Source organism: Gluconacetobacter aggeris (assembly GCF_014174395.1).
GTDB lineage: Bacteria > Pseudomonadota > Alphaproteobacteria > Acetobacterales > Acetobacteraceae > Gluconacetobacter > Gluconacetobacter aggeris.
Genome location: NZ_JABEQD010000001.1, coordinates 262,131 through 273,238, shown reverse-complemented (window position 1 = coordinate 273,238; position 11,108 = coordinate 262,131). Strand labels below are relative to the sequence as shown.

12 protein-coding genes are annotated in these 11,108 nt (G+C 69.1%); 3 read left to right on the top strand and 9 right to left on the bottom strand.

Annotated features, from left to right (window positions below):
* Positions 1 to 7: 7 nt before the first annotated feature.
* The 5 genes from murA to HLH36_RS01200 form a co-directional block, all read right to left on the bottom strand.
* A complete protein-coding gene (gene murA, locus HLH36_RS01220) occupies positions 8 to 1,270 on the bottom strand; it encodes a UDP-N-acetylglucosamine 1-carboxyvinyltransferase (RefSeq protein ID WP_182968608.1) in 1,263 nt (420 codons plus the stop codon).
* 10 nt (positions 1,271 to 1,280) lie between these two features.
* Positions 1,281 to 1,835, bottom strand: coding sequence for a dCTP deaminase (dcd, locus tag HLH36_RS01215; protein WP_114725515.1), 555 nt, complete (start codon positions 1,833 to 1,835; stop codon positions 1,281 to 1,283).
* Positions 1,836 to 1,914: 79 nt separating this feature from the next.
* The gene (locus HLH36_RS01210) at positions 1,915 to 2,109 is read right to left on the bottom strand and encodes a hypothetical protein (protein WP_182984682.1); all 195 of its coding nucleotides are present in this window, start codon (positions 2,107 to 2,109) and stop codon (positions 1,915 to 1,917) included.
* A 25-nt stretch (positions 2,110 to 2,134) separates the two neighbouring features.
* Positions 2,135 to 2,380, bottom strand: a complete 246-nt coding sequence (locus HLH36_RS01205) for a hypothetical protein (protein WP_182968611.1) — start codon at positions 2,378 to 2,380, stop codon at positions 2,135 to 2,137.
* A complete protein-coding gene (locus HLH36_RS01200; RefSeq protein ID WP_182984681.1) occupies positions 2,370 to 3,635 on the bottom strand; it encodes a glycosyltransferase family 4 protein in 1,266 nt (421 codons plus the stop codon). The genes HLH36_RS01205 and HLH36_RS01200 overlap by 11 nt, the downstream gene beginning before the upstream one ends.
* 381 nt (positions 3,636 to 4,016) lie before the next feature.
* On the opposite strand from HLH36_RS01200, the gene HLH36_RS01195 reads away from it, so the two are divergent.
* The 3 genes from HLH36_RS01195 (at position 4,017) to infC (ending at position 7,786) form a co-directional block, all read left to right on the top strand.
* Entirely contained in the window at positions 4,017 to 4,919 is a 903-nt protein-coding gene (locus HLH36_RS01195) for a glycosyltransferase family 9 protein (RefSeq protein WP_182984680.1), read from the top strand.
* 41 nt (positions 4,920 to 4,960) lie between these two features.
* The gene (thrS, locus tag HLH36_RS01190) at positions 4,961 to 6,904 is read left to right on the top strand and encodes a threonine--tRNA ligase (protein ID WP_182984679.1); all 1,944 of its coding nucleotides are present in this window, start codon (positions 4,961 to 4,963) and stop codon (positions 6,902 to 6,904) included.
* 360 nt (positions 6,905 to 7,264) lie between these two features.
* Entirely contained in the window at positions 7,265 to 7,786 is a 522-nt protein-coding gene (gene infC, locus HLH36_RS01185; RefSeq protein WP_114725527.1) for a translation initiation factor IF-3, read from the top strand.
* Between the two features lie 55 nt (positions 7,787 to 7,841).
* Here infC and HLH36_RS01180 read toward each other — a convergent pair whose 3' ends face one another.
* The 4 genes from HLH36_RS01180 to HLH36_RS01165 all read right to left on the bottom strand — a co-directional run bounded on the left by HLH36_RS01180 (position 7,842) and on the right by HLH36_RS01165 (position 11,089).
* Positions 7,842 to 8,345, bottom strand: coding sequence for a YaiI/YqxD family protein (locus HLH36_RS01180; RefSeq protein ID WP_182984939.1), 504 nt, complete (start codon positions 8,343 to 8,345; stop codon positions 7,842 to 7,844).
* Positions 8,346 to 8,436: 91 nt separating this feature from the next.
* A complete protein-coding gene (locus tag HLH36_RS01175) occupies positions 8,437 to 9,183 on the bottom strand; it encodes an SIMPL domain-containing protein (RefSeq protein WP_182984678.1) in 747 nt (248 codons plus the stop codon).
* Positions 9,180 to 9,509 (bottom strand): hypothetical protein, encoded by a 330-nt coding sequence (locus HLH36_RS01170; protein ID WP_182984677.1) that lies wholly within the window; start codon positions 9,507 to 9,509, stop codon positions 9,180 to 9,182. Before HLH36_RS01170 ends, HLH36_RS01175 begins: the two co-directional genes overlap by 4 nt.
* A gap of 20 nt (positions 9,510 to 9,529) precedes the next feature.
* Positions 9,530 to 11,089 (bottom strand): sensor histidine kinase, encoded by a 1,560-nt coding sequence (locus tag HLH36_RS01165; protein ID WP_182984676.1) that lies wholly within the window; start codon positions 11,087 to 11,089, stop codon positions 9,530 to 9,532.
* Positions 11,090 to 11,108: the final 19 nt, after the last annotated feature.

The window sequence follows — 11,108 nt, the reverse complement described above, 5'->3', positions numbered from 1 at the left end:
GAAGGCCTTAATCCCGCACCCGTTCGATCTGCGCCCCACACTGCGCCAGCTTCCGCTCTACGGCCTCATAGCCACGATCCAGATGATAAACCCGGCTCAAGATCGTCTCGCCATGCGCCGCCAGCCCCGCCAGGATCAGCGAGAACGAAGCCCGCAGGTCGGTCGCCATCACCGGCGCGCCCGACAGCGAATGCACGCCGCGAATGATGGCGGATGAGCCATGGACGTTGATGCGCGCGCCCATGCGGTTCAGTTCAGGCACATGCATGAAGCGGTTTTCGAAGATGGTCTCGGTCACCATCGACGCCCCTTCGGCGACCGACAGCAGCGCCATGAACTGGGCCTGCATGTCGGTGGGGAAGCCCGGATAGGGTTCGGTCATGATGTCCACGCCGCGCAGCGCCCCGGTGCGGCGCACGCGCAGGGCGTCGTCCTCCTGGAACACCTCCACGCCCGCCTCCTCCAGCGCGCGGACGACCGCACCCAGATGATCGGCCCGGCCGCCGATCAGGCGCAGTTCGCCGCCGGTGATGGCGGCGGCGCAGGCATAGGTGCCGCATTCGATCCGGTCGGGCATCACGCTGTGCGTGGTGCCGTGCAGGGCTTCCACGCCCTCGATCGTCAGCGTGCCGGAGCCCGAGCCGGTGATGCGCGCGCCCATGCTGTTGAGGCAGGCGACCAGGTCGGCGATTTCCGGCTCGCGCGCCGCGTTGATGATCTCGGTCCGCCCGCGCGCCAGGCAGGATGCCATCAGCAGGTTCTCGGTCGCTCCGACCGAGGCGAAGGGCAGGACGATGCGATCACCCACCAGCCCGCGCGGGGCGCGGGCGTTGATATAGCCGCCTTCCAGCGAAATCTCGGCGCCCAGCGCCTCCAGCCCCTTCAGGTGCATGTCCACCGGGCGGGTGCCGATGGCGCAGCCGCCGGGCAGCGAGACGCGGGCCTCGCCGCAGCGGGCCAGCAGCGGGCCCAGCACCAGGATCGAGGCGCGCATCTGCGACACGATGTCGTAGGGTGCCACCGTGTTGGTGATGCTGCCGCCGACGGCCAGCGTGCCGCCGTCGCCTTCGATGTCCTCCACCGTCACGCCATGCTGTTCCAGCAGGCGGCGCATGGTCGTGATGTCGGCGATGCGCGGCACGTTGCGCAGCACCAGCCGTTCCGACGTCAGCAGGCCGGCGACCAGCAGCTTCAGCGCCGCGTTCTTGGCGCCGCCGATGACGATGTCGCCGCGCAGCCGGTGGCCGCCGTGAATGATGAAACGGTCCATGGCCTGTGTCCTACATCCGGGGGGTGGCGACGCCGCGCTGGCCCATATATTTGCCCGCGCGGTCGGCATAGCTGACCTCGCAGGGGGAAGCGCCCTGGAAGAACAGGAACTGGCAGATGCCTTCATTGGCGTAGATGCGCGCCGGCAGCGGGGTGGTGTTGCTGATCTCGATCGTCACCTGGCCTTCCCATTCGGGCTCCAGCGGCGTGACGTTCACGATGATGCCGCAGCGGGCATAGGTCGACTTGCCCAGGCAGACCACCAGCGTGTCGCGCGGAATGCGGAAATATTCCACCGTATGCGCCAGCGCGAAGCTGTTGGGCGGGATGATGCAGGTCGGCCCGGTGCGGGTGACGAAGCTGTTGGACGCGAAATCCTTGGGGTCGACCAGGGCGTTGTCGACATCGGTGAAGATCTTGAATTCCTCGGCCACCCGCGCGTCGTAGCCGTACGATGACAGGCCGTAGGAAATCACGCCCTCGCGCTTCTGCTGTTCCACGAAGGGTTCGATCATCCCGCCCTCCTGGGCCATGCGTCGAATCCAGCTATCGGGCATAATAGGCATGTACGGTCCCTTGCGTCGCGTGGGGCGAATGTCTTCTCGTATCTGCCCGACCACTAGCGAAGGCCGGGCCCGACCGCAATCAACTCCCGCTGTTTGTCGTCCCGGCGGGGGCGGGCACCGCCTCGTCGCCGGCAGTGTCGGCGCGGGCGCGGGATTGCTGCTTGCGGCGGCGCAGGTTTGCCCGCAGGGCCGCGGCCTCGCGCGCCAGGCGCTCCTGCCGCGCAATCTCGGCCTTCTCGGCCTTGGTCAGGGGAGGGGGGGAGGAATCGGTCATTGAAAATGGTCCGTATTCGGAGAGGTCAGCGGCTGCGGCGTCGGCTGGTCCACAATATGACGAGGGATGCCGCCATCAGCAGCGCGCCGGCGATATCCAGCCCCAGGATCGGCCAGCCCCGGCCCAGCAGCGGCCAGTGCCATTGCGATTGCCCGACTTCCAGCAGGATGCTGGCGCCGAAGCAGAACAGGGCGGCACTCTGGGCCCACGACACCAGGCGCGGCGTGGGGTGCTTGCGCGGCGGGGCGGCGCGGAACGGATCATTCGACATCGGTCTGTAGGGTCGCTTCCTGTAGGGGGGGCGTCTCGTGAAGAGCGTCCCCGGCCGGCTGGGTCCCCTGCCAGGCGAACCAGTCCGCCAGGCTCGAGCCCAGGATCTCATCATAGACCGCCAGCGTCGCCTGCTGCATCGCCCGGGTGGTATAGCGGGCCAGCACATGGGCGCGGGCGGCGGCCCCCAATGTTTCGGCCTCGTCCGGCGTCAGGCGCAGCATGGCGCCGATCGCCGCCGCCAGCGCATCGGGGTCGCCGGGCGGTACCAGCAGGCCGGTCTGTCCGTCCACCACGGTTTCCATCGCCGCGCCATGGGCGGCGACCACGACCGGGCGGCCCATCGCCTGGGCCTCGACCACCACCCGGCCGAACGGTTCGGGCTCCAGCGAGGGCACCACCACCACGTCCGCCATCGCCAGCGCCGCCGGCATGTCGGCGCAGTGGCCGGCGAAGAACACCCGCCCGCGCAGGGCCGGATAGGCCTGCGCCATCTGTTTCAGGCCGTCGCCGAACCGGTCGCGCCGGCGGGCCGGGCCCACGAAGACGCACGCCCAGGGGCGCCCGCAGCCCCCCTGGGCTTCCATCCGCGCCAGGGCTTCCAGCAGCAGCGCCTGGCCCTTCCAGCGCGTGAGCCGGCCCGGCAGCATGATGATCGCGGCCTCCTCGGGCAGGCCCCATTGATCGGCCAGCGCCTGGATGCGGGGGCCGCGTACCACGGCCGGGTCGAAGCGCACGGTATCGGCGCCGCGCGGAATCACGCGCAGCCGGTCGGGCCCCACCCGATAGTCGCGGGCCAGGCGCCGCGCGATGAAGGCGCTGATGGCGATCACCCGCCGGCCGGACGCCATGACGGCATTATAGCGCCGCTTGCCCGGAACATTCTCGCGATAGACGCCATGCCAGGTGGTCACCAGCGGCACGCCGGTCAGCCGGCAGGCCAGCGCCGCCGACCAGCCCGGCGCGCGCGAGCGGGCATGGACCAGATGCACGCCGCGCTCGCGGATCACCTGCGCCAGCCGCCGCGCGTTGAGCAGGATCGAGACCGGGTTCTTGGGCCGCAGGTCCAGCGGCACATGGACACCGCCGGCATAGGCCAGGCGCGGCAGCATGCGGCCGCCGGCACAGGCCGCGAGCGCCACGCCCCCGGCCTGCGCAATGGCCTGGGCCATGTCGACCGTGCCCTGTTCGATCCCGCCGGCATCGAGCGCGGGCAGAACCTGAAGAATGACAGGGCGGGCGACAGGCATGTCCATCCTGCCTCTCTAGCACGAACGGATCGGTCACGCATCGGCCGGGGAAGGCGGCTTTTTCGGAATTATCACGATTACGTGATATGTGATCGTGTAACATCGACAGGGGCATCGTCCTTGGGTATAGAGAGGGTCAAGAGGCCGAAGCGCCTCCAAGAAGAGAGAAGAACAAGAAGAATCAAGAAGAGACGGAAACCTTCATGAAGAAGGGCCAGCATCTGCTGTCGTCCCTTTTCCCGGCGCCGCCCTGCCTGTGACCGACCTGTGTCGGCTTCCGGGGGCGGTGCCGGGCTATCCCCTGTTTCCTCCCCCGCGCCCATCCCGCTCGCCCTGCCGCCGCCCGGTGCTGTTTGCATCCCGGACGTTCTGGATTAATCAGGGCGCATGACGCGCGTTCTCGTGATCAAGCTTGGGGCGCTGGGCGACCTCGTCCTGGCCTTCGCGCCCTTCGCGGCCATCCGCGCGCGCTATCCCGATGCCGACATCACCCTCCTGACCACCGCCCCGTTCGCGGCGCTGATGGAAGCCGCCCCATGGTTCGACCATGTGGTGGTGGATTCGCGCCCTGCCTGGCGGGACCTGCGCGGCCTGCTGCGCCTGCGCCGGCTGATGGCGGGGTTCGACGCGGTGTACGACCTCCAGACCTCCGGCCGCTCCTCGCGCTATTTCCGGCTGGCCGGCCGCCCCCGCTGGTCGGGGATCGCGGCCGGCGCCTGCTGGCCGCACGACAATCCGCAGCGCGATTTCATGCACACCCGGGCCCGCCAGCGCGACCAGTTGCGCCGCGCCGGGATCGATCATGTGCCCGACCCCGATCTGTCCTGGCTGGCCGAAGGCGGCCCGGTTCTGCCCGGCCCCTATGCACTGCTGGTGCCGGGGGCGGCACCCCACCGACCCGCCAAACGCTGGCCCGCCGAACGGTTCGGCGCCCTAGCCCGCCTGCTGGCGGCGCGTGGGCTGACGCCGGTCGTGGTCGGCACGGCGGGCGAATCCGCCCTGGCCGCCACCATCCGCGCCGCCTGCCCCGAAACCGTGGACCTGACAGGCCGGACCAGCCTGGTCGAACTGGCGGGGCTGGCCGCGCGGGCCGCGCTGGCGGTGGGCAACGATACCGGGCCCATGCACCTGGCCGCCGCCATGGGCTGCCCCAGTACCGTCCTGTTTTCGCGCGACAGCGACCCGGCCCGCACCGCGCCGCAGGGCCGCGCGCCCGGCCAGGTGCGGGTGCTGCGCGTTGACGATCTGGCCCTTCTGAGCGTGGATAGGGTTGCGGCCTCGGTCGCCTGACGCCATTACAGGCTCTTCCTGTTTATCGGAGCATCGACATCATGCCTGCCATCACCCTGCCTGACGGATCCGTTCGCCATTTCGACGGGCCGGTGACGGGTACGACGGTGGCGGCCTCCATCGGGCCCGGCCTGGCCCGCGCCGCCCTGGCGATGGTGGTCGACGGCAAGGACATGGACCTGTCGCGCGAGATCGCGCACGACGCCTCGGTGCGCTTCATCACCCGCAAGGACGATGCGGCGCTGGAGATGATCCGCCACGACGCCGCCCATGTGCTGGCCGAGGCGGTGCAGTCGCTGTGGCCGGGCACCCAGGTCACGATCGGCCCGTCGATCGAAAACGGCTTCTATTACGATTTCTATCGCAACGAGCCCTTCTCGCCCGAGGATTTCGCGGCCATCGAGGCCCGGATGCGCGAGATCGTGGCGGCCAACGCCCCCTTCGAGCGCGAGGAATGGCCGCGTGAGGAGGCGATCCGCTTCTTCGAGGCCAAGGGCGAGCGCTTCAAGGCCGAACTGATCCGCGACCTGCCGGAGAGCGAGACGATCTCGATCTACCGCCAGGGCGAATGGCTGGATCTGTGCCGTGGCCCGCATATGCGCGGCACCGGCGATATCGGCACCGCCTTCAAGCTGATGAAGGTGGCCGGCGCCTATTGGCGGGGCGACCATCGCAACCCGATGCTGACGCGCATCTACGGCACCGCCTGGCGCGACCAGAAGGAGCTGGACGCCCACCTGCACCGGCTGGAAGAGGCCGAGCGCCGCGACCATCGCCGCATCGGCCGCGAGATGGACCTGTTCCATATCCAGGAAGAGGCCGTGGGCTCGATCTTCTGGCACGCCAAGGGCTGGCGGATCTACACCGCGCTGCAGGACTATATGCGCCGCGCCCAGATCCGTGGCGGGTACGAGGAAGTCCGCACCCCGCAGCTCGTCGACCGCGCGTTGTGGGAGGCCTCGGGCCACTGGGACAAATATCGCGAGCACATGTTCATCGCGACCGTCGAGGACGAGGACAAGACCCTCGCCCTGAAGCCGATGAACTGCCCGTGCCACGTGCAGATCTTCCGCCACGGCCTGCGCTCGTACCGCGAACTGCCGCTGCGCATGGCGGAATTCGGTGCCTGCCATCGCTACGAGCCCTCGGGCGCGCTGCACGGCATCATGCGCGTGCGCTCCTTTACCCAGGACGATGCGCACATCTTCTGCACCGACGACCAGATCGCCGCCGAGACCGCGCGCTTCGTGCGCATGCTGGCCGAAGTTTATGCCGATCTGGGCTTCGACAGTTTCCGCGTGAAGTTCGCCGACCGTCCGGAACAGCGCGCCGGCAGCGACGAGACATGGGACAAGGCCGAGGGCGCGCTGATCGAGGCCTGCCGCCTGGCCGGCGTGGAGTATGAATATAACCCCGGCGAGGGTGCCTTCTACGGCCCGAAGCTGGAATTCGTGCTGCGCGACGCCATCGGCCGCGACTGGCAGTGCGGCACCTTGCAGGTCGATTACGTTCTGCCCGAACGTCTGGACGCCAGCTATGTGGGCGAGGACAGCGCCCGTCATCGGCCGGTGATGCTGCACCGGGCCATCCTGGGCTCGTTCGAGCGCTTCCTGGGCATCCTGATCGAGCAATATGCGGGCCGGTTCCCGCTGTGGCTGGCGCCGGTTCAGGTGGTCGTGGCCTCGATCGTCACCGATGCCGCGCCCTATGCCGAGCAGGTGGCGGCCGAACTGCGCGCAGCGGGCCTGACGGTCGAGACCGACACGCGCAGCGACAAGATCAACGCCAAGGTGCGCGAGCACAGCCTGGCCCGCGTGCCGGTGATCCTGGTCGTGGGCCGCAAGGAAGCCGAGGACGGCACGGTCGCCATGCGCCGCCTGGGCGGCGCGGCGCAGGAGGTCCTGTCGCTGGACGCGGCGGTCGAAAGCCTGGCGCAGGAAGCCCTGCCGCCGGACTTGCGTCGGGCGGCCGCGCCCGCGGCATAAGCCGGACTTTTCGTCCCGGATGCGGCCCGCCAGGGCCGCATCCAGCGAAAGGGGGAATGGCGGATGCGGGTCGTCTGCTGCCCGCGCATGGCTGAATCGAACGCCCATGCGACGAGAATGCTTGATCTGGATGGCCTCTTTGGGTCAATAACGGCCAGTCCGGAAAGCCATCGCGCCGTTCCGGCCTTATAGCTGGAACAGGCCCTGGGGATGGATACCGCCCGGGGCGCGCGGGATGCGGTCACGCTTCATTCCGCGGACGCGGGCGCGGCAGGCGAACGCGCCGGTCCTGGCGGGCTCGGGCGACAGATGCTCCGGACATGAAGACAAATACAGGAGCCGACCATAGCCAGACCTCCGATGCCCACTCCGCCTAACCGCGAGGGCCCCCGTGTCAATGAGGAAATCCGCGTTCCGCAGGTGCGTCTGATCGACGCGGAGGGCGAGATGCTCGGTGTCATGCCCACGCGTGATGCTCTGGCACGTGCTTATGCCGTTGGCCTCGACCTGCTGGAAATCAGCCCGAACGCCGAACCGCCGGTCGCCAAGATCCTCGACTACGGCAAGTTCAAGTACGAGCAGCAGAAGAAGCGGAACGAGGCCCGCAAGAAGCAGAAGGTCATCGAGATCAAGGAGGTCAAGGTCCGGCCGAACATCGATGAAAACGACTATCAGGTGAAGATGCGCGCCATGAAGTCGTTCATCGGCGAGGGCGACAAGGTCAAGGTGACCCTGCGCTTCCGTGGCCGCGAGATGGCTCACCAGGACCTCGGCATCAAGGTGCTGGAACGCATCCGCACCGAGATGGACGAACAGGCGAAGGTCGAGCAGATGCCCAAGCTCGAAAACCGCCAGATGATCATGGTGCTCTCGCCCCGCTGAGCGGGACGATCCCCTGACCAGCGAAAAAGCCCGGACGGCCTGTCCGGGCTTTTTTTTATGGCGTGTCGGCGTCCGGAAGCGGTCTCCACTGGGGCCGCACGGTGCCCGCCCCGCGCTTCTTGGCCCGGACCACGGCGGTATCCAGCGCCGAGAGGAAGGCCGAGCGATCCGCGCGGGTAAAGCCGCGCCCGCCCTGCATGATCGCCCCGGCGGAGCGCAGATCCTCCATCAGGTTGCGCATCGCCAGCGCCATGCCGATCGCGTCGGCGTCCAGAATCCGTCCGCGCGGGTCCAGCACGCAGGCCCCCCGCGCCACGCACCGCGCCGCCAGCGGAATATCGGCCGAGATGATGATATCGTGCGCGCCCGCCTGTTCGGCGATCCAGTCATCGGCGACATCCATCCCCTGGGTCACCACCACCCGCTCGATCAGCGGAGAGGACGGAATGGCGATCATCCGGTTCGACACCACGAATGTGTGCAGCCCATGCCGCACCGCCACGCGATAGGTCTCGTCCCGGACGGGGCAGGCATCGGCATCGATGAAAATCCGGGTCACATGCAGGGGCAAACGATCGTCAGTCCGGTCGCGATGGTTTCAGAAGGGTGACGGGTGCGAGAAACATGCCCGAACGGCCACGACCATGCCCTCAGGGCGTGAGCATGAAGGTCGCCGAGGCACTGGCCGAGACATCCTGCTCTTCGGCCGGCGCGCCAGGTGCCACGGGTGCCGAGGCGGCGCGGGCCATCATCATCATCGGCATCGGGCGCGGCATGCCATGGTCGGACAGCGTGATGGAGCGGATCGAGGCGATCTTCAGCCCCAGCACCTTCGCCGCCGCTTCGGCCCGCTGCCGCACATCGGTCAGGGCGCCGGCCTCGGCCTGGCGGGTCAGGCTCCGGCGCCGGTCGGACGACAGCGACCAGTCGAGCCCGCTCAGGGCCAGCCCCTTGGCCTGGAGCTGCCCGAGCAGGGCCAGCAGCGCCGCGCCGTCGGCGCCGGTCAGGCGGACGGTCTGGCGGGCCGTCCAGGCCGGTGCCTTGCCGCCCTCGTTATGCTCGGCCGAATAATCCTCGGTCACGGTCGTAATGCCGCCGGCCGCCTTGGCGGCGTCGATGGCCGTGCCGGCCAGGGCATTCACATGCTCCTGCGCCGCCGCCGCGCTGGCGGCGCCGGCTTCGGCAAACAGCGTGGCCGTCAGCCGGTCGGGCGCGGCATGGACGGTGCCGGTGCCCGACAGGGTCAGCGCGGTGCCGGCCGGGGCGTGGCGGGGCAGCATCTCCGGCATGCCCGGCCCCGGATCGGACGGCATGTCCTGGGCTGAGGCGGCGAGGGGCAGCAGGATCGCGGCGGTCAGGGCAAACGCCCCAAGGGCAGGAAGGCGGAACTCGGTCATGAATGCGTGTCTTCCTTCAGCGCCATCAGGGCCCGGCGCAGTTGAACGATGCCCGAACGCACCTTGCCTTCATGGCACAGATGCGTGCCCTGGGCACGCAGATCGTCGACCTCGTGCCGCAGGGGCGGCCCGTAGGCGTCGATGACGGCAGCCAGCCGGTTGCAGAATGCGCGGCTGTCGCTGGTGATGATGACGGGGTGGTTGGGGTCGTCCGCGCCCCGGCCGCCCGTGGCCAGCGACGCGTCCATGTCCGGCGGCGGGGCCATGCCGCACAGGCACAGGCCCATGACCGCCAGTGCCGTGATCGAAAGAGGCTGTGAATTCATGGACGCGAGCCTAGGGTTCGTCATGTGTCGCCCTCGTGGGGCGATCGTGAAGTCTGCGTCACCCGGGTCGGGACCTGCGTGGGGGCGGCGGCGCGCCGGGGCTGCCGGCCGGCCTTGGGGGCTTCGCGCGGCACCGGCATCACCATCCGCACCGCCAGCCCCGGCTGGCGCGGATACAGGCGCAGCGTGCCGCCATGCAACTGGACGATCGCCTGCACCAGCGACAGGCCCAGCCCGGCACCGGGCGTATTGCGCGCGGCTTCGGCGCGGAAGAACCGGTCCGAGGCACGGGCCAGGTCGGCCTCGTTCATGCCGATCCCCTCGTCGGTGACGGCGATCGAGACCACGTCGCGCGTCGGCGTGCCCAGGGTCAGCCCCGGCAGTGCCGGCCCCAGGGCGGCGGCCAGGGTCACGGTGCCGCCTTCGGGCGAGAATTTGATGGCATTGTCCAGCAGGTTGGCCACCGCCTGCTGCATCATCGCCCGGTCGCCGTAAAAGGGCAGGCTGGGCGGCAGGCGCAGCACCAGGTGGATATGCCGCTCTTCGGCCACGGCTTCGTACAGGTCGCCGATATCGGTCAGCAGCGGCACCAGGTCGAACGGCGCGAAGGCCGACCGGCGGGACCCGGCCTCGATCTGCGCGATGCGCAGCAGGGCCTCGAACACGGCAGTCACATTGTCCAGGTCGCCCACCGCGCGCTCGACGGCCGCGCGCAGCTCGTCCGTGTCGCGGGCATGCAGGGCGGCATCTTCAAGCTGGGTCCGGGCACGGGTGATCGGCGTGCGCAGGTCGTGGGCAATGGCGTTGGAGACCTGCCGCACGCCATCCATCAGCCGCACGATGCGGTCCAGCATCTCGTTGATCGCCTCGGCCACCTGGTCCAGCTCGTCGCCATTGCCCACCAGCGGCATGCGGCGCGACAGGTCGCCATGCGCGATGGCCTGCGTGGTCTGGGCCACCGACTTGATCATGCGGCGGAACATGCTGTGGACCAGCGCGGCACCGCTGATCGCCAGCAGCGTGACCATCATCCACGCCCATAGCAGCGAATCCGTCAGCAGCCGGCGCAGCACCGCGCGCGCCCGCACATCGCGCCCCACCAGCAGGCGGAAGCCCCCGGGCAGGCTGAAGGCATGGATCTGCGCCGTGTCGCGCATGCCCGCACGCGTGACTTCCAGCGAATACCACCGGTCGTTGCGTATCACCTGCGCCGGCCATTCCGACAGGTTACCCGCCAGGCGGCGGCCGGTCGGGTCCACCATCAGGTAGATCGCATCGTCGTCCAGGTTCTGTTCCAGCCGGTCGTCGATCGTCAGCGCCAGCGTCGGCAGCCCGCCCTCCGCCCAGCGCTGGCTCAGCGCCCGCGCGTCGGCATTGATCGCGGTTTCCACCTGCCGCTCCAGAAAGCCGATCGTGCCCCACCAGATGAAGGACATGAACAGGATCGACGACAGGGCGAACAGCAGCCCATAGCCCAGCGAGAAACGCAGCCCGGCCGAGCGTGGCAGGCGGAATCGCCGCTGTGGCCGTTCCGCGCCGCCCTGGGGCTTGGCTGGAAGCGTCTGCGGGGCAGAGGACATGGCCAGTTCGTGCGTTCCC

What these genes read in the sequence shown, in the direction of transcription:
- murA (WP_182968608.1), bottom strand. Translation starts at nt 1,270, where the DNA reads ATGGACCGTTTCATCATTCACGGCGGCCACCGGCTGCGCGGCGACATC.
- dcd (WP_114725515.1), bottom strand. Translation starts at nt 1,835, where the DNA reads ATGCCTATTATGCCCGATAGCTGGATTCGACGCATGGCCCAGGAGGGC.
- HLH36_RS01210 (WP_182984682.1), bottom strand. Translation starts at nt 2,109, where the DNA reads ATGACCGATTCCTCCCCCCCTCCCCTGACCAAGGCCGAGAAGGCCGAG.
- HLH36_RS01205 (WP_182968611.1), bottom strand. Translation starts at nt 2,380, where the DNA reads ATGTCGAATGATCCGTTCCGCGCCGCCCCGCCGCGCAAGCACCCCACG.
- HLH36_RS01200 (WP_182984681.1), bottom strand. Translation starts at nt 3,635, where the DNA reads ATGGACATGCCTGTCGCCCGCCCTGTCATTCTTCAGGTTCTGCCCGCG.
- HLH36_RS01195 (WP_182984680.1), top strand. Translation starts at nt 4,017, where the DNA reads ATGACGCGCGTTCTCGTGATCAAGCTTGGGGCGCTGGGCGACCTCGTC.
- thrS (WP_182984679.1), top strand. Translation starts at nt 4,961, where the DNA reads ATGCCTGCCATCACCCTGCCTGACGGATCCGTTCGCCATTTCGACGGG.
- infC (WP_114725527.1), top strand. Translation starts at nt 7,265, where the DNA reads ATGCCCACTCCGCCTAACCGCGAGGGCCCCCGTGTCAATGAGGAAATC.
- HLH36_RS01175 (WP_182984678.1), bottom strand. Translation starts at nt 9,183, where the DNA reads ATGACCGAGTTCCGCCTTCCTGCCCTTGGGGCGTTTGCCCTGACCGCC.
- HLH36_RS01170 (WP_182984677.1), bottom strand. Translation starts at nt 9,509, where the DNA reads ATGAATTCACAGCCTCTTTCGATCACGGCACTGGCGGTCATGGGCCTG.
- HLH36_RS01165 (WP_182984676.1), bottom strand. Translation starts at nt 11,089, where the DNA reads ATGTCCTCTGCCCCGCAGACGCTTCCAGCCAAGCCCCAGGGCGGCGCG.